Origin of the sequence: Sporosarcina luteola, from assembly GCF_023715245.1 — a bacterium.
GTDB classification, from domain to species: Bacteria; Bacillota; Bacilli; order Bacillales_A; family Planococcaceae; genus Sporosarcina; species Sporosarcina luteola_C.
In genome coordinates this window covers 16,208-32,815 of record NZ_JAMBNV010000006.1, presented here as the reverse complement: position 1 = coordinate 32,815, position 16,608 = coordinate 16,208, and the positions used below count along the sequence as shown (strand labels likewise).

Sequence of the window (16,608 nt, the reverse complement as noted above, 5' to 3'; positions counted from 1 at the left end):
CATACCTAGGAGGCGGAAAGATGCAGAATGAACGCAAACGTATCTTGACAATGTTGGAAAACGGCACAATCTCAATGGACGAAGCCTTGACTCTTTTGGAGACGATGGAGAAGAGACAATCCACGACCGATTCATCACAAATGGATGAAAAGAAAGTCTATAATGAAGAATTTCAGCAAGACAGCTCGAAGGATGACTCCGGAAGATCGCAAGGCAAGGACCCATCGATGGATGAATTCATTGAAGATATCCGGAAGGATTTTGTGACGGTGGGAGATCGTTTCATGCAGTTCATGCAATCGACAGTTGAAAGAGTGAAAGGATTCGATTTCGACGCTCCGTTTGGCGGAAGCTCTATTTTCCATCACACGATTGTGAAGCGAGCGGACGGTTTGGATGAAATCCTAGTCGATGTGGATCATGGAAGCGTCTCGATCCATGCAACGGACAACTCGGAAATACGGGCTGAATTCACTGTGAAATCCTTTAACGGCCGATCAGAAGAAGATGCAAAGAAAGAATTTCTTGATAAATTGATTTTCCTGAAAGACGAAGGCAAACTGCGTTATTTAAGTGATTTGAAATTAAGTCAGGTCAATGTCGACCTTTTCATACCAAAACAGGAGTACCGGAAGATTTCTGTGCGGCTGCTCAATGGTAACTTCAACTTGAAGGACATTTCTGTCGATCGGATCTACACGAAAACGGCGAACGGAAAAGTGGATGTTGAGCGGATCGACTTTAAAGAGGCAGAGTTGGAAGCGGGGAATGGATCAATCCGTTTGAATGATAGTACAGGCGAAACGTTGGAAGCCGAAACGATCAACGGTCGCGTCTACGTCTCCGGAAAATTGAAAGATGTCGAGGCGAAATCGTTGAATGGCCATGTAGTCGTGACTACGACTGATGCCGCAGCACAAAAAATCGATGCCAAAACAGTGAGCGGTTCCGTTGAAATCTATATTCCATCCGACGCGCCTCTTCGTGGTGAAATCTCCACAAATATGGGACGTTTGGATCTTCAGCTCAACGATGTCAGTAAAACGACTGAGCAAGAACAGTTTCTGCACCGAACAATCACCTTTAACAAGGATCTGGAAGGCGACGCCACACCAATCCATATCCAAGGAGAAGCGAAAACAGGTTCTGTAATTGTTTGTTACAATGTAAAACATGATTAACATAAAAAAGACTGCCCAGAATCAGTGAAAACTGACTTTCTGTGGCAGTCTTTTTTATGCAAATCGGTAATAAATCAATAAAAATGTACTTAGCACAAATAAAAAGTTCAAGAAAACAAATATCATTTGGTCCATTCTATTCTTATGCATTTTAACCGGAGGGTGATAGAAGGATATTCCTTCGATAATGAATAGTATTAAAACGATGTGAATCATCCCATGTCCCACTACTTCGGTATAGCCAAATATAGTCGTTGTCAGGATAAATAAAATTGTTACGACAACAGCCAATAAACGGTTGAGAATACCAACGACTAAGAGGTAGCCAACAACGAATTCAATAAAAGCTGATAGAACAATAAATAGTTCTGGGGGAAAGCCGAATGTAGGGACGTCATGGCGCTGAATAATATCGATCGTCATAGCAGGGTATACCCATTTTTCTACTGCAACCCAACATAAACTTAAACCTGTACCGAGGTAAAGGAATGGAAATCCTGCTGTCTCCAATCTTGTTCTTCCTACCAGCAAAACACCGATGATAGCAAGGTAAAACCCATAATCCAACATATGAAACCAACCGGAGTAACTCCAAATATAAAGAAATAAACCAAGCATTGCTACAGCAGCTATTTTCGTCGTTACATGATAAGGAATAACGAGTAAAACGATAATCGCCCACATAACAGCTGTTTGCCAACTATGGTGGATAGTGAACTCAGGTGCAAACATCGTTCTGTTTACTACTTGTAGGATAAATGCGGCAGCTGTACCGTACTGAAGAATATAACGAGAGTATTTCCGATACCCATCTAACTTCATATCAATTCTGGTGACACCCGGGATCTTCATCAACTGTGGTATGAATTGAGACAATAACGCTAAGAAGAGAGCAATTAGTAAGGATAACACGATGAATTCTCGCGAAAGAATTTGCTCAATAGAAACCTTTTCCGGCTCTAGTTCTGTAAACCATTTTACATGGGCATTTGCAATAATCGGCGAAAAGCAAAATAGCCCTATTAGTAGTATGAAATTGTATTTCTTCAACGTATATCCCTCTCCTTTTGTAACAGAGCATAAAATTTATTATTCCCTAAGAAATCGCCGATTATGCTGATGGTTACTGTAAGTATTCGCACTGTGAGCAAGCTGCTCCGCGCTCAAAGTCAGTCATTCCGCGCTCAAAGCAGGCCGCTTCGCGCTCAAAGTCATTCCTCCCGCGCTCAAAGCAAGCCCCTTCGCGCTCAAAGCCAGTCATCCCGCGCTCAAAGCAATCTCCATTAAGTAATGTTCTCATGATAAAGCCAATTCAGTATACCGAAGACGATCGCTCTTGCACATTGAACGCGGTACGCTCTCGAGAGCAATAGTCCCGCCTCTTCGCGATTCGTCATAAAACCGCACTCCACTAATACTGCCGGCATTTTCGTCTCCCTCAATACTGCGAAATTTGCGGGTTTCATCCCTCGGTCTTTCCGTCCGCAAGCGGTAATCATCGAGTGGTGCACCTGTTCAACCAATGCCGCAGTCCGTTTGCTCGCTTGCGGATACATATATGTTTCGATGCCTTGCGCTTCATTCCAACTGTTGCCGAATGCATTGGCGTGGAGTGACACGAACGCATCTGCATCCAACTTGTTTGCAATTGCAGCCCTTTCCGTTAATGGTACATCCCGGCTATTTTCATGCGAATAAAAGACGTCGACCCCTTCCAGAAGCAAATAATGCCTGATCCGATCAGCCAACTCCGAGTTGAACTGGTATTCCAACAGCTTGCCGTCAGGTGAACGTTTTCCTGGGGTAAGTGGGCCGTGCCCTGCATCAAGTATGATTGTTGCCATCTGATCTCCTCCTCGCCATCTATATAGTCTGTTTCGCATCATTAGTGGACAAATTCGGACGAAATCATTTCAAATGAATCTGTTCGTGGTAAAATAGAGGTTATGGATGACTTGAACTGACAGAAATCTTTCGCTTTGTGAAGCGGTCGAATACAAGTTCAACATAGAAAGGCGGCGAGCTAATGTCGGTTGTTACAGTGGAAGACGTTCAAACTCATTTTGGACTTGAAATTGTTGCAGGCGGGGCAGGTATTGAACGGAATATCCTTACGAGCGACATCTCCAGGCCAGGTCTGGAAATGGCTGGCTATTTCGATTTTTACACGTCGGCAAGGGTTCAACTGCTTGGAAAAACGGAAATATCCTTTTTCAACAAATTGGAAGAGGCGGAACGGTGGAACCGGATGGATCGCCTCTGCACGTCTGAAACTCCGGCTTTCATCCTGGCACATAATATCGTATGTCCGATTGAACTTAAGCAAATTGCGGAAGAACGGGGAATTGCGGTGTTGCAGACCGAGCATCCGACTACGCGGTTTTCAGGAATGTTGACGAATTTCCTGGAAGGCCAGCTGGCTCCGATGACGACAGTTCACGGCGTGCTTGTCGATGTGTACGGGATAGGTGTTTTGATTACCGGGAAAAGCGGTGTAGGGAAGAGTGAAACTGCTTTGGAGCTTGTGAAACGCGGCCATCGTCTCGTAGCAGACGATGCTGTTGAAATTAGGCAAGTAGCGAAGAACGTCTTGATCGGAAATGCGCCGAAGCTTCTGAGCCATATGCTTGAAATCCGTGGTGTCGGCATTATTGATATGATGACGTTATTCGGTGCAAGTGCGGTGAAGGATGATAAGAGGATTCTCATGGTCATCGATTTGGAAGTATGGGACCCGGATAAAGTGTATGACCGGTTAGGCATCGATGAAGAAAAGATGAAAGTCATGGATTCGGACTTGACGAAGCTTACTGTACCCGTGAGGCCAGGGCGGAATTTATCTGTCATCATTGAAGTGGCTGCCATGGATTATCGGATGAAAAGGTTAGGCATTAATGCAGCGGAGACATTTTCGAAAAAGCTGGATTTGGCGATCAGCCAAGATGCAGGGAATTCTGACGTAGAGGGGATAGAGTAAACTAATGTTCGATTTACTGACGATTGATCCAACGGCCTTCAGTTTGGGGCCAATAGATATACGGTGGTATGGAATATTAATCACAACCGGCATCATCCTAGCATTCATTGTCGTACAAAAAGAAATGGTGAATCGTGGGATGCATCCGGATTTCTTAACGGATCTGCTCATATGGGCGGTGCCGTTATCCATCATAAGCGCAAGAATCTACTATGTCATATTTACGTGGGACTCCTATAAAGATAACCCAATCGATGCCATCAAAATATGGGAAGGTGGCATTGCCATCCATGGAGCGTTGATTGGAGCCTTTTTAACGACTTACATTTACACAAAACTCCGTGGCGTATCATTCTGGAAAGTGGTGGACATTGCTGCTCCGGGTTTATTGATCGGTCAAATCATCGGGCGATGGGGAAACTTCATCAATCAGGAAGCGCATGGCGGTCCTGTATCGGAAACTTTTCTGAAAAACACGTGGATTCCCGATTGGATCATGAACCAAATGACGATCAACGGCGTAACGTATCATCCGACATTCCTCTATGAATCGTTATGGAATATCGTCGGCCTCATTATCATTCTGCTTTTACGCAGGGTCCGATTGAAGCGGGGGGAAATGTTCTTCTTCTATCTGACGTGGTATTCAATGGGCAGATTCTATATTGAAGGAATGAGGACGGACAGTTTGTACGGCGGCGATCTTCGCGCTGCGCAGATTGTGTCGATCATCGCAATCGTATTTTCAGTTACATTATTCATTTGGAGAAGGTTTATTAAGAAAGTCAACGTGGACTATCAAGATAAATAGAAAAGGGATGGGCAAATGCAGACGCTTCGAAATGGGTTGAAAGCTGGATTGAAGACGACGTGGACGTTAGGGAAAATCATATTCCCGATCACTGTCCTAGTAGTCATTTTGCAACATACACCTGTTTTGCCGTGGCTAGTCAAATTGATCTCGCCATTCATGGGATTGTTCGGATTGAGCGGGGAAGCCGCAATTCCCTTAGTGCTCGGCAATGCTTTGAATTTGTACGCCGGAATCGCAGGAATCCTCTCACTTGAGCTGACGGTGAAGGAAGTATTCATTTTGGCTGTTATGCTCAGTTTTGCACATAATATGTTCATTGAGACGGGAGTCGCTTTGAAGGTAGGCGTCAAATTATGGATTGTGCTCGTCGTGCGATTCGGTTTGGCGGCGTTTTCCGGCATCATTATCAATTTGTTCTGGAAGGGCGGCAGTGAAATTGCACAGTATGGCATGGCGCCTGAAGTGACTGCCGTTCCGGATGGGTGGCTGGAAATCGGATTGCTCGGTTTACAAAAGGCGTCGTTTGGTGTATTGCAGCTTGCACTTATCGTGATTCCGCTTATGATCGTCGTCCAATTTTTGAAAGACCGCAACTACTTGCAGAAAATTTCGGAAAAACTGGCGCCGTTCACGAAAGTTATCGGCGTACAGCCGAACGCCTCGATGACACTGGTCGCGGGCCTTGTCATTGGTCTTGCCTACGGTGCAGGCGTCATGATCCAAGCGGTTCAGGAAGATGGCGTCAGCAAAAAAGACGCAACGCTTGCTTTCATTTTCTTGATTGCCTGTCATGCCGTCGTTGAAGATACACTCATTTTCGTACCTTTAGGCATTCCAATCCTGCCGTTGCTAATCATCCGTCTCGTCACGGCATTTGTGTTGACGATTGCGGTCGCTTACATTTGGAAACAGGCAGAACGGAAAAGGGAGAAGGAGGTTACCATTCTCAATGGATAATATTACAACACTATTATTTGACTTCGACGGAACTTTGCTTGACACGAATGAGCTGATCATCCAGACGTTCCAAACGGTTTTGAACGCTCATTATCCGGGAAGGTACGATAGGGAAGACATCCTGCCCTTCCTTGGACCAACGCTGAAGGAAACGTTTGAAAGTATCGACCCGGAAAATTCGGTACAACTGATCGCTGAATATCGCACGTGGAACCTTGCTAATCATGACGCATTCGCCTCTGAATTCGATGGGGTGAGCGAAACATTGCGGCAGTTGAAAAGTTCAGGGTTTAAAATGGCGATTGTATCAACGAAAAGAAATAATATGATTATGAAAGGTTTACGGCTTATGGAGGCTGAAGATCTGTTCGACACTGTCATAGGATTGGATGATGTAGAACACGCAAAGCCGCATCCGGAACCGTTGCTTCTTGCAATGGAACGATTGAATTCGATTCCGGCAGAAACGTTGATGATCGGCGATAACGTCCACGATATTCTCGGAGGGAAAAATGCCGGAGTTCGCACGGCAGGAGTTGCTTGGTCGGCAAAAGGCGAGAAGTTCATCCGTGAGCAGGAACCAGATTTTGTTTTGCAACATATTTCGGACCTGTTGAAGATTACAGCCGGAGTCGAAGCTTGAGACGGACGGAGCGATATCCTGCCGGAGGAAATGCGAACTCCCTTTGGCATATATATAAAACAGTATCTTTTTTCAAAGTAGCGAAGAACTTCATATTCATACAAATCGGGCGATACACGCCATTCATTCCGTTGAAGAATTTCATCTATCGGACGTTTCTTGGAATGAAGATAGGTGAGAAAACTTCATTTGCTTTGATGGTCATGCCCGATACGATGTTTCCTGAGCGGATTACGGTTGGCAACAATTCAATCATCGGATTCAATACGACGATCCTCGCTCATGAGTATTTGATTGAGGAATACCGGATCGGCGATGTTGTCATCGGCGACCGTGTGATGATAGGTGCGAATACGACAATCCTTCCCGGCGTGGAAATCGGGGATGGTGCCATCGTATCTGCTGCTTCACTTGTCAACCGAGATATCCCTGCGGGCGCCATGGCAGGGGGCAATCCGGTACGGATCATATACACTGCCGAACAATTGGAGGAGCGTCGAAGAGCAGCCCAACAATCGGATTTTGACAAGAAATAGAATGACGGAACTAGAAGTTATGATATAATGAAGCAAGTTTTTAACTTGCTTCGGCAAGTTAAGCCTCCGGCGGATGTCACAGATTTTGAAGGGAGTTAATTGCGCAAGCGCAATTCAAAATCTGGACGCAATTACGCCGAGGCGTAATTGATCGGGGGAACGTGTAAAGCGTTCCTTCTAATTTTTTTCGGAGGAATTTGATTGGACAAAAAGTATAGGAACATAGATAAGAAAGTCATTTCTTTTATCCCTGACGGTGAATTCTACTATCAGAAAGGCGTTAAAGCTATGCAGCGGGAACGCTTTGATGATGCCCATAGATACTTGCAACGGGCGGTTGAACTAAGTCCGAATGATCCACTCATCCTTATGCAATACGGCATTCTCATCATGGAAGAAGGCATGTTTGAAGAAGCGTATGAAATTTTGGCGGCAGCGCATGGCCTTGATCCGGAAGAAGAGGACATCATCTTTTATTTGGCGGAAGTCCATGCTCATCTGGGTCTTCTTCGTGATGCGAAGATTTATGCAGAAAAGTATATCGCACTTGCCCCTGATGGACCTCTGGCCGATGATTCGATGGAAATCATCGATTTTGCAGAGCAGGAGGAAGGCTTTTTCAGTGAAGAGGAAATACCGGATGGTGAAGTGTATTTTCTTCAGGAGAAAGCAAGAAGACTGATGGAGGATGGCGGATTTGAAGAGGCAATAGAAATTTTGGAGTCGATCATCGTCGATTATCCTGATTTTTGGGCCGCTCATAATAACCTTGCACTCGCCTACTTTTATATCGGCAAAATCGAGCCTGCAAAGGAATTGCTATCTGACGTGCTTAATAAAGACAAAGGGAATCTGCATGCATTGTGCAATCTCGCCGTCTTTTATTATTATGAGAAAGATAAAGAGGACTTGGACGCAATGCTCGAGCTCCTCATGAAAATAAAACCCTATCAATTTGTGCACCGCTATAAATTAGGGGCTACATTTGCGTTGGTCGGCAAGCATAAGGAAGCGTACGGTTGGCTGAGAAGTTTGCAAAAACGGGGCTTTGAAGGGGATGCAGGCTTTTACTTCTGGCTAGCACATTCCGCTTATTTTTCAGGCCAGGAACAAGCAGCAAAGGAATCGTATGCAAAACTTGTTGAACTGGATCCGACCAAGGCCGGCTTTGAACCATGGAAAGACGTGCATCCGTCGGCTAAACCGGAGTCCTATGAACAGGACCGTGAATTTTTATTAAGCAAAATTACGAATAAATATAGAAGTGAAAGACTGTTAGGGTTTTATTTATTAGGGAAATCGGCACATAAACAGGAGATTATCTCACATCCTACGTATATCGATCTCGATAAACTGAGTGTCATTGAGCAATTGTTTTTGGCGCACAGTCTCGACTATGAATTCACGACGGAAAATGAGTTTGATCATTCCTTCATGCGCGCGTTGGAAACGACGGAATTGCTTTATGAAAAGTATAAGCCGTTAGAGCGGCAAGGGACCCATCTATTTCAAATGTGGTTCACTCTTTGTGAAGTAGGTCTCATGCGTTCCTATCCATTCAGGAATCCCGCAGCATTGGCGGCAGCAGCAGATTATATGTTCCAATCTTCCCGATATAAAGGGGTCACAAAAAAATCCATAGCCACAAATTACGGCATATCTGTGCCGACATTAACGAAATATGTCAGCGAGCTGATCGAGTTTTTGCCTCAGTTCAATGTGTAAGTGCCACCCATGATCGTGTAGGCATATATATTGATTGGCTCCACGGAATCTTATACGATTTGGACAGTGGTATATGTACTGGAGGAGGATAATGTATGACTACCGAGAAAATATACGACGTCATCATCATTGGTGCAGGTCCGGCTGGAATGACTGCTGCGGTTTACACGTCCAGAGGGAGTCTATCGACGTTAATGTTGGAGCGCGGCATCCCGGGCGGCCAAATGGCAAACACGGAAGAGATTGAGAACTATCCGGGATTTGAGACGATCCTCGGTCCCGACCTTTCGACAAAAATGTTTGAACATGCGAAAGCTTTCGGTGCGGAATATGCCTATGGCGACGTAACCGAAATTATAGATGAAGGCAATGTGAAAATCATTAAAGCTGGCAAGAAAGAATATAAAGCTCGAGCCATTATCATTACAACAGGCGCCGAGTATAGAAAAATGGGCGTACCGGGCGAGAAGGAACTGACTGGCCGTGGCGTCAGCTATTGCGCAGTTTGTGACGGAGCCTTCTTTAAAGGTAGAGAAATCGTCGTCATCGGCGGCGGTGATTCCGCAGTCGAAGAAGGTGGATACTTGACGCGCTTTGCAAATAAAGTGACGATCATTCACCGACGCGACGAACTTCGCGCACAGAAAATCCTTCAAGACCGTGCGTTTGCAAACGACAAGATCGACTTCATCTGGAATTCGACTGTCAAGCAAGTGAACGAAAAAGATGGAAAAATCGGCTCAGTGACACTCGTCTCTACAGTGGACGGCACTGAAACGGTTATGGATACGGAAGGCATGTTCGTCTATATCGGCATGGATCCGTTGACAGCCCCATTCAAAAGCTTAGGCATCTTGGATGATCACGGCTATATCGTAACGAACGAAGAAATGGAAACGTCAGTGCCTGGCATCTACGCAGCCGGCGACGTCCGCCAAAAAACGCTTCGCCAAGTCGTCACAGCTACTGGAGACGGCAGCATCGCAGCACAAGCATGCCAGAAATACATCGAAGAACTCGAAGAAAAAATGGCTGCTGAAGTTTGATTATGGAAAGGGATCCTGTATGGGATCTCTTTTTTACAATATAATTTGTGGATTGAAGCGAAAGGCGGCGACTCCTGTGGGAAAGCGAGACAGGGGAGACCCCGCAGGGAGCGCAGCGACTGGGGAGCTCACCGCTCGCCCACGGAAAGCGTCCGCCTGTAGCGGAAATCTTGATCTGTATCAACATTAATCTAACCTTAATCTTCCTGTAACCGTCCTGCAATACAAAAAGGTTATTATAAGAATATCAATTGACCCCCCTTTTTGATATAGCAACATTTTAAAGACGATCTGCCCTTCAAACGGCAGGTGGTCTTCTTTTTTTTGTTGTTTGCTTTCAAAACATTGTATAATGGGAATTAGCGCATTGATAGAAGTGAGGAAATGGTCATGCAGAGAATCGCAAATTTATTAGTAGTAAAAGACAACCAAGTGCTTTTATTGAAAAAACCGAGACGGGACTGGTACGTGGCGCCGGGTGGCAAGATGGATCCGGGTGAATCGATTTACGACGCCGCCATCCGGGAGTTCGAGGAAGAAACCGGAGCAACCCCCGTCCAACCGCATATTAAAGGCATCTACACAATGATGATTGTAGATAAAGAAACAAAAGAATTGCAGAACGAATGGATGCTGTACACGTTCGTTGCGCGGGATCTACTAGGTACGCCTTATGAATCGAACAGGGAAGGCCTGCTCGAATGGCATCCTGTCGAAAGCCTGAAGACACTTCCGATGGCGGAGGGAGACCGGACGAATTTATTATTTGCAGTCTCCCAAATGGGCGTGCAATATGGTACATTCTATTATACAGAAGAGTTTGAACTGTTGGATGAACACATACAAAAATCAATGGAAGGTGACCAGGATTAATGGAGAATGAATTGCCGAACAGCGATGTCGAATTAGTTATCATCACTGGTATGTCAGGGGCCGGGAAAACAGTTGCCATGCAGAGTTTCGAAGACCTTGGGTTCTATTGCATCGATAATTTGCCTCCTGAGCTGCTCGTCACTTTTCTGGATTTGATGATGAAATCCGAAAACAAGATGAGGCGGATTGCTGCTGTCATGGATACACGAGGGGGCGACCTGTTTGACGCCTTAATCGGGGCATTAGATAACTTGCTGAAAATGGAAGGCGTATCCACAAAGCTGCTCTTCTTGGATGCAGATGATGAGACGCTCGTCAGGCGGTACAAGGAAACGAGAAGGTCCCATCCACTTGCAGAAGGCGGACTGCCGCTCACAGGCATCCGCAAGGAACGGAATCTCTTATCTGAACTGAGAGGCCGTGCCCGTTCCATCTACAACACATCCAAATTGAAGCCGAGGGAGTTAAGGGAAAAGATCATGTCGGAATTCTCCTCTACGGGAGACACCTCATTCACCCTGAACTTCATTTCTTTCGGTTTCAAGCATGGCATGCCGATTGATGCTGACGTCGTCTTTGACGTTCGTTTTTTACCGAACCCCTATTACATCGAAGACCTGAAACCGTTGACCGGTTTACAGAAAGAAGTATATGAGTATGTGTTAAAATGGAATGATACACAAGTGCTGATCGAAAAATTGACAGATCTGTTCAAATTCATTATTCCTCAATATAAGAATGAAGGAAAATCCCAAGTGGTTGTCGCCTTCGGATGCACGGGCGGCCAACATCGGTCCGTGTCGCTGGCGGAATACTTCGGAAACCGTTTTAAAGAAGAGTACAAGACGTTGATTACCCATCGGGATGTAGAGAAGAGAAAGGGTTGACACTATGCTGCAATCCGGGAAAAAGAAAAAAATTGTCGTGTTTGGCGGCGGGACCGGATTGTCCACGTTGCTTCGGGGATTAAAGGCCTATCCAGTCGATCTCACCGCGATCGTTACGGTCGCGGACGACGGAGGCAGCTCCGGAAGGCTGTTGGATCAATACAATATCCCGCCGCCCGGAGATATCCGTCAAGTGATGGCAGCGCTTTCAGATGTCGAGCCGTTGATTGAGAAAATGTTCCAATATCGATTTTCCAACTCGGACGATTTGAAAGGGCACTCCCTAGGCAACCTCATGCTTGCCGCCCTGACGGACATTACAGGAGATTTTGCACGCGCTGTAGAAAAAATGGGTCGTGTTTTGAATATTAAGGGAAAAGTGTTGCCAGCTGCAAACCAAAAGATCACCTTGCATGCGGAGCTCGATGATGGCACAATTGTAACCGGTGAGTCTAAAATCCCGGTGTATGGACGCAAAATCCGGAAAGTCTATGTGTCTCCCCAAGAGGTCGAACCTTTGCCGGAAACGGTAGAGGTCATCAAAGAGGCGGACTTGATCATTTTTGGACCTGGGAGCTTATATACGAGCATTTTGCCGACGATACTTGTAAGTGACATCCGTAATGCCGTCCTTGCATCCAACGCGAAGAAAGTATACATCAATAACTTGACGACGCAGGAAGGCGAAACGTACCAATACACGGCATCCGAGCATGTAAAGGCGTTATATGATCATGCAGGCAGTCAATTCATTGACACAGTGTTATTGAACAAGACGGATTTCCAGACGTTATTTAACGGGGATGCGCCGTCAGATATCCAGCTTCCCGTAGAAAATGACATCGAAGCATTGCAATTGCTCGTCCCGACAATCGTCTTAGGGGACTTTTCGACTGTTGCAGAGGGAAGAATCATACATGATGCAGGTAAAGTTGCATCTTGGATCATGGGTTATATGGAAGGTACAATCGTTAGCGAGGAGACCTGATCATCGCCGAGAGAGAGGGGGAAAATCATGTCTTTTGCATCTGAAGTGAAGAAGGAATTGACGCAAATCGATTCCAAGGAATGCTGTGTGAAAGCGGAAATCGCCGCCTTTATCAGGATGAACGGCGCCTTATCGTTTTCAAATAAACAATTGAGCCTCGACGTACAGACAGAAAATGCGGCGATCGCAAGAAGACTTTATTCAAACATCAAGCGATTGTATCCGCATAAAGTCGAGTTGCTCGTCCGAAAAAAAATGCGCCTGAAGAAGAACAATGTCTACATATGCAGAATCCGCGACGGAGCGAAGCATTTATTGGAAGACTTGTATATACTGACAGGAACCTTTCAATTTAAGAACGAGATTGTTGAGCAATTGGTGAAAAAGAAATGCTGCCAAAGATCCTATTTGCGTGGAGCGTTCCTCGCAGGCGGATCCGTAAACAATCCCGAAACTTCCTCCTATCATTTAGAGATTTTCTCTTTTTATAAAGAGCATAGCGAAGCATTAGTGGATTTGATGAACAAATACCACTTGAATGCAAAATCGATTGAACGGAAGAAAGGCTTCATTGCCTATTTGAAGGAAGCAGAGAAAATCTCGGACTTCCTAGGATTGATCGGTGCGCACGTATCCTTGATGAAATTCGAGGATGTCCGGATTATACGGGACATGCGGAACAGCGTCAACCGGCTTGTCAATTGTGAAACCGCCAATATGAATAAAACAATCGGTGCGGCACAACGGCAAGTGGAGAATATTAAATTCATCCAGAGCACAATTGGGCTGGATCAATTGCCTGATCGTTTACAAGAGATTGCGTCGCTGCGCATCGAAAATCAAGATGTCACGTTAAAAGAGCTTGGAGAAATGGTGAGCGGTGGCACGGTTAGCAAGTCCGGAGTGAATCATCGCCTTCGGAAAATCGAAGAAATTGCGGAAAATCTTCGCAACGGAGGAATTGTAAGCCGTTGAGAAAGGTAGATAACGCATGAGGAAGGAGTCGAGTAATATGGCAGAAAAACTGGTTGAAGTGAAAATGAAGACAGGATTACAAGCACGGCAAGCTGCGCTTTTCGTACAAGAAGCTAATCGCTTCACGTCAGACGTCTTTTTGAAAAGGGATGAACGTCAAGTGAACGCGAAAAGCATCATGGGTGTCATGAGTTTGGCAATTGCGAGAGGTGCTGAAGTGACATTGATCGCAGAAGGCGTCGATGAAGAACAAGCAATTGAAACTCTTACAGCACTAGTTGAGAAGGAAAATTAATATGAAAACAGCCGTTTCTCTATGAAGATAGGAGACGGCTGAACAATAAAAAAAGCCGTAAACATGACTACATGTTTACAGGCTTCTTTATCAACTCTATAATGCCCTCGGCGGGAGTCGAACCCACATTTCAAGCTTCGGAGGCTTGCGTGCTATCCATTGCACCACGAGGACTTGTCAGTAACAGACAATATTAATTGTACTAAATAAGTGGTATGAATGCAACAACTAATTTAAAAGCGTTATATTTGACCTTTATTGACCATAATATGTATGATAGAAGTACAGTTGAAACAACTGGTTTCAGCAGAACGAAAATCCTGACCCATCACAAGGAGGAAATAAGATGAATTTAATACCTACAGTTATTGAGCAAACGAACCGTGGAGAACGTGCTTATGATATCTACTCCCGTTTATTGAAAGACCGGATTATCATGCTGGGAAGCGCAATCGACGACAATGTCGCAAACTCGATTGTTGCACAATTGCTTTTCTTAGAAGCAGAAGATCCAGAGAAAGACGTATCGATTTACATCAATAGCCCGGGAGGCAGTATCACAGCGGGTATGGCGATCTACGATACAATGCAATTCATCAAGCCGGACATCCAAACAATCTGTATCGGTATGGCTGCATCTATGGGATCTTTCCTTTTGACAGCAGGAACAAAAGGGAAACGTTATGCGCTTCCTAACGCAGAAGTGATGATTCACCAACCACTTGGCGGAGCGCAAGGGCAAGCGACTGAAATTGAAATCGCTGCAAAACGCATTCTCTTCCTACGTGAGAAATTGAACGGAATTTTGGCAGAGCGCACGGGCCAACCTGTTGATGTAATCGCAAAAGACACAGACCGCGATAACTTCATGACAGCTGAACGTGCGAAGGAATACGGTCTAATCGACCACATCATCACACGCAGCGACATGAAAGAATTGGACGCGAAGAAATAATAGAAGTACGAAGAGCCGACTCTGCTTTTGGAGTCGGTTTTTTGATTTTGCGGGATATCGATCATTTCCCGGCGGATAACGATCATTTCCTAAGTTATATCGTTCAATTGGAAGGAGTTATCGATCATTTCCCGACTTTTATCGATCATTTCCCAAGATATATGGTCATTTCGGGACCTTTGGATCACTTGTTTATCTTGTTCAATGCCGCCGCTGTTCGCTTAGTTACTGACAAAAAATATGTTTGAAACCTTTTCTCACGTCATACGATAATTAGTATATAAACCCACGTGTTTAAGCCGCGATGCCACTTGGGTATTGCAACTATATCGAATGGAGAGTGAAAAGATGAAAAAAATATTGGGGCCAATCGCAATCATTGTTGTCATTCTTGTTATCCTTGGCATCATGTTCGTGCCGAGCTATAACAAATTCGTCAACTTGGAAGAGAACGTCGATGAATCATATGCACAAGTTGAAAATCAATTGCAGCGCAGGCTCGATTTAATTCCCAACTTAGTGAGCACTGTGAAAGGATATGCTAGTCACGAGAAAGAAGTGATCGCTGATATAGCCGATGCACGGGCGAGACTTGCAGGAGCGAGAGGACCGGAGGAGCAGGCGGCTGCAGATACCGAGCTTGCGAATGCACTTGGCAGATTGCTCGTCGTTGTGGAAAATTACCCTGATTTGAAAGCGAATCAGAACTTTACACAATTGATGGATGAGCTTGCCGGAACAGAAAATCGGATTGGCGTCGCAAGAATGGACTATAACACTGTCGTAGCGGACTACAATAGGCAAACTAAGCGTTTTCCAGGTAGACTCGTCGCTTCGATATTCGGATTCGAACAGAAGGAATATTTCAAAGCGGATGCAGCTGCGAATGAAGCACCGAAAGTTGATTTCGGAGATGACAGTAAGTGATCGGTAGGACATTCCGATGCATGATCGCTCTATGTCTAAGTCTCATGATCATGCCGGCAATGGCGTTGGCAGCTGACGTCCCGCCATGGAATTTCTCGGATTACTATATTCAGGATCATGCGGGCATACTTTCCGCGGAACAGAAAGCCGAGCTGAACCGGTTAGGTCAACAGTTGAATAAGGCGACAGGTGCTGAGCTTGCGGTGTTGACGTTGCCGAGTATAGGTGATGAGCCTGTAGAAACATTTGCGGTAAAAGCGCTTAGGGAATATCAACTTGGAAAAAAGGATGAGAACAACGGTGCGCTACTTGTCGTGACAACCATTCCAAATTCGGATGATGACAGGCATTTCGAAATGTCGACCGGTTATGGCCTGGAGGGTGCATTGCCGGACGGGAAAGTCACTAGAATTATGGATGAAGTCGCGGTTCCGTATTTGAAAAATGAACAACCTGATTTAGCTATCATGGAAGCATACAAATCGTATTATAACGAAATTGCTGCTGAATATGGATGGAATGGGGAAGTCGCTGAAGTGAACACACTCGCTGGCCAAGGTGGTTCTGGTATCGGCATCCCTTCACCGATCATCATTTTCATCATCATTTATCTGCTCTTCCGCTTTATGGGAGGCGGTCGTGGTGGCGGCGGTCCCGGAGGTAGAAGAAGAGGAAGAGGTGGTATGATTTTCTTCCCTGGCTCCTTTGGCGGAGGCGGCGGTGGTTTCGGTGGTGGAGGCTTTGGCGGCGGAGGCGGTGGCTTCTCAGGAGGCGGCGGATCTGGCGGCGGAGGCGGAGGAGGCCGAAGTTGGTAAACTCTAAGACGTCC

Annotated in this window: 19 protein-coding genes and 1 tRNA gene; 17 read left to right on the top strand and 3 right to left on the bottom strand. The window is 45.5% G+C overall.

The annotated features are described in order from the left end of the window. Window positions 1-20 precede the first annotated feature (20 nt). Window positions 21-1,181: a DUF4097 family beta strand repeat-containing protein gene (locus M3152_RS16850; RefSeq protein ID WP_251696938.1), complete on the top strand. Its 1,161-nt coding sequence runs from the start codon at window positions 21-23 to the stop codon at window positions 1,179-1,181. 54 nt (window positions 1,182-1,235) lie between these two features. Here M3152_RS16850 and M3152_RS16845 read toward each other — a convergent pair whose 3' ends face one another. Both M3152_RS16845 and M3152_RS16840 read right to left on the bottom strand, forming a co-directional pair. Further along, a complete protein-coding gene (locus M3152_RS16845; RefSeq protein WP_251696936.1) occupies window positions 1,236-2,231 on the bottom strand; it encodes a DoxX family membrane protein in 996 nt (331 codons plus the stop codon). Between the two features lie 233 nt (window positions 2,232-2,464). Next, window positions 2,465-3,025 (bottom strand): N-acetylmuramoyl-L-alanine amidase, encoded by a 561-nt coding sequence (locus M3152_RS16840; RefSeq protein ID WP_251696934.1) that lies wholly within the window; start codon window positions 3,023-3,025, stop codon window positions 2,465-2,467. 182 nt (window positions 3,026-3,207) lie between these two features. Between M3152_RS16840 and hprK the strand changes: the two genes are divergently transcribed. The 12 genes from hprK (at window position 3,208) to M3152_RS16780 (ending at window position 13,897) form a co-directional block, all read left to right on the top strand. Beyond that, entirely contained in the window at window positions 3,208-4,158 is a 951-nt protein-coding gene (gene hprK, locus M3152_RS16835; RefSeq protein WP_251696932.1) for an HPr(Ser) kinase/phosphatase, read from the top strand. A gap of 4 nt (window positions 4,159-4,162) precedes the next feature. Next, window positions 4,163-4,969 (top strand): prolipoprotein diacylglyceryl transferase, encoded by an 807-nt coding sequence (lgt, locus tag M3152_RS16830; RefSeq protein ID WP_251696930.1) that lies wholly within the window; start codon window positions 4,163-4,165, stop codon window positions 4,967-4,969. 15 nt (window positions 4,970-4,984) lie between these two features. Further along, window positions 4,985-5,929 (top strand): nucleoside recognition domain-containing protein, encoded by a 945-nt coding sequence (locus tag M3152_RS16825; RefSeq protein ID WP_251696928.1) that lies wholly within the window; start codon window positions 4,985-4,987, stop codon window positions 5,927-5,929. Then, entirely contained in the window at window positions 5,922-6,572 is a 651-nt protein-coding gene (gene ppaX / locus M3152_RS16820) for a pyrophosphatase PpaX (protein ID WP_251696926.1), read from the top strand. The genes M3152_RS16825 and ppaX overlap by 8 nt, the downstream gene beginning before the upstream one ends. Further along, on the top strand, window positions 6,569-7,108 hold the full coding sequence (locus M3152_RS16815) for an acyltransferase (RefSeq protein ID WP_251696925.1): 540 nt from the start codon (window positions 6,569-6,571) through the stop codon (window positions 7,106-7,108). Before ppaX ends, M3152_RS16815 begins: the two co-directional genes overlap by 4 nt. 201 nt (window positions 7,109-7,309) lie before the next feature. Beyond that, window positions 7,310-8,833 (top strand): tetratricopeptide repeat protein, encoded by a 1,524-nt coding sequence (locus M3152_RS16810; protein WP_251696923.1) that lies wholly within the window; start codon window positions 7,310-7,312, stop codon window positions 8,831-8,833. 95 nt (window positions 8,834-8,928) lie between these two features. Beyond that, window positions 8,929-9,879, top strand: coding sequence for a thioredoxin-disulfide reductase (gene trxB, locus M3152_RS16805; RefSeq protein ID WP_251696921.1), 951 nt, complete (start codon window positions 8,929-8,931; stop codon window positions 9,877-9,879). Between the two features lie 390 nt (window positions 9,880-10,269). Continuing rightward, on the top strand, window positions 10,270-10,752 hold the full coding sequence (locus M3152_RS16800) for an NUDIX domain-containing protein (RefSeq protein ID WP_251696919.1): 483 nt from the start codon (window positions 10,270-10,272) through the stop codon (window positions 10,750-10,752). Further along, complete coding sequence (rapZ, locus tag M3152_RS16795) at window positions 10,752-11,639, top strand: RNase adapter RapZ (RefSeq protein ID WP_251696917.1); 888 nt, start codon at window positions 10,752-10,754, stop codon at window positions 11,637-11,639. Before M3152_RS16800 ends, rapZ begins: the two co-directional genes overlap by 1 nt. A gap of 4 nt (window positions 11,640-11,643) precedes the next feature. Then, window positions 11,644-12,627 carry a gluconeogenesis factor YvcK family protein gene (locus tag M3152_RS16790; protein WP_251696915.1) on the top strand — a complete coding sequence of 328 codons (984 nt, stop codon included), beginning with the start codon at window positions 11,644-11,646 and terminating at the stop codon, window positions 12,625-12,627. Between the two features lie 27 nt (window positions 12,628-12,654). Then, window positions 12,655-13,602: a DNA-binding protein WhiA gene (whiA, locus tag M3152_RS16785; RefSeq protein ID WP_251696914.1), complete on the top strand. Its 948-nt coding sequence runs from the start codon at window positions 12,655-12,657 to the stop codon at window positions 13,600-13,602. 37 nt (window positions 13,603-13,639) lie between these two features. Next, the gene (locus M3152_RS16780) at window positions 13,640-13,897 is read left to right on the top strand and encodes an HPr family phosphocarrier protein (RefSeq protein ID WP_251696912.1); all 258 of its coding nucleotides are present in this window, start codon (window positions 13,640-13,642) and stop codon (window positions 13,895-13,897) included. Between the two features lie 102 nt (window positions 13,898-13,999). On the opposite strand, the gene M3152_RS16775 is transcribed toward M3152_RS16780, so the two are convergent. Next, a tRNA-Arg gene (locus M3152_RS16775) sits at window positions 14,000-14,071 on the bottom strand. Window positions 14,072-14,243: 172 nt separating this feature from the next. Between M3152_RS16775 and clpP the strand changes: the two genes are divergently transcribed. The 4 genes from clpP (at window position 14,244) to M3152_RS16755 (ending at window position 16,594) form a co-directional block, all read left to right on the top strand. Continuing rightward, a complete protein-coding gene (clpP, locus tag M3152_RS16770) occupies window positions 14,244-14,852 on the top strand; it encodes an ATP-dependent Clp endopeptidase proteolytic subunit ClpP (protein ID WP_251696910.1) in 609 nt (202 codons plus the stop codon). 41 nt (window positions 14,853-14,893) lie between these two features. Further along, entirely contained in the window at window positions 14,894-15,100 is a 207-nt protein-coding gene (locus tag M3152_RS16765) for a hypothetical protein (protein WP_251696908.1), read from the top strand. A gap of 100 nt (window positions 15,101-15,200) precedes the next feature. Further along, window positions 15,201-15,779: a LemA family protein gene (locus M3152_RS16760; RefSeq protein ID WP_251696906.1), complete on the top strand. Its 579-nt coding sequence runs from the start codon at window positions 15,201-15,203 to the stop codon at window positions 15,777-15,779. Continuing rightward, entirely contained in the window at window positions 15,776-16,594 is an 819-nt protein-coding gene (locus tag M3152_RS16755; protein ID WP_251696904.1) for a TPM domain-containing protein, read from the top strand. The genes M3152_RS16760 and M3152_RS16755 overlap by 4 nt, the downstream gene beginning before the upstream one ends. The last annotated feature ends 14 nt before the right edge of the window (window positions 16,595-16,608 follow it).

Excerpts from the sequence above, each read along its gene's own strand:
- hprK (WP_251696932.1), top strand. The coding sequence starts at position 3,208 with ATGTCGGTTGTTACAGTGGAAGACGTTCAAACTCATTTTGGACTTGAA.
- M3152_RS16850 (WP_251696938.1), top strand. The coding sequence starts at position 21 with ATGCAGAATGAACGCAAACGTATCTTGACAATGTTGGAAAACGGCACA.
- rapZ (WP_251696917.1), top strand. The coding sequence starts at position 10,752 with ATGGAGAATGAATTGCCGAACAGCGATGTCGAATTAGTTATCATCACT.
- M3152_RS16790 (WP_251696915.1), top strand. The coding sequence starts at position 11,644 with ATGCTGCAATCCGGGAAAAAGAAAAAAATTGTCGTGTTTGGCGGCGGG.
- M3152_RS16825 (WP_251696928.1), top strand. The coding sequence starts at position 4,985 with ATGCAGACGCTTCGAAATGGGTTGAAAGCTGGATTGAAGACGACGTGG.
- M3152_RS16800 (WP_251696919.1), top strand. The coding sequence starts at position 10,270 with ATGCAGAGAATCGCAAATTTATTAGTAGTAAAAGACAACCAAGTGCTT.
- clpP (WP_251696910.1), top strand. The coding sequence starts at position 14,244 with ATGAATTTAATACCTACAGTTATTGAGCAAACGAACCGTGGAGAACGT.
- M3152_RS16840 (WP_251696934.1), bottom strand. The coding sequence starts at position 3,025 with ATGGCAACAATCATACTTGATGCAGGGCACGGCCCACTTACCCCAGGA.
- trxB (WP_251696921.1), top strand. The coding sequence starts at position 8,929 with ATGACTACCGAGAAAATATACGACGTCATCATCATTGGTGCAGGTCCG.
- whiA (WP_251696914.1), top strand. The coding sequence starts at position 12,655 with ATGTCTTTTGCATCTGAAGTGAAGAAGGAATTGACGCAAATCGATTCC.
- ppaX (WP_251696926.1), top strand. The coding sequence starts at position 5,922 with ATGGATAATATTACAACACTATTATTTGACTTCGACGGAACTTTGCTT.
- lgt (WP_251696930.1), top strand. The coding sequence starts at position 4,163 with ATGTTCGATTTACTGACGATTGATCCAACGGCCTTCAGTTTGGGGCCA.
- M3152_RS16760 (WP_251696906.1), top strand. The coding sequence starts at position 15,201 with ATGAAAAAAATATTGGGGCCAATCGCAATCATTGTTGTCATTCTTGTT.
- M3152_RS16780 (WP_251696912.1), top strand. The coding sequence starts at position 13,640 with ATGGCAGAAAAACTGGTTGAAGTGAAAATGAAGACAGGATTACAAGCA.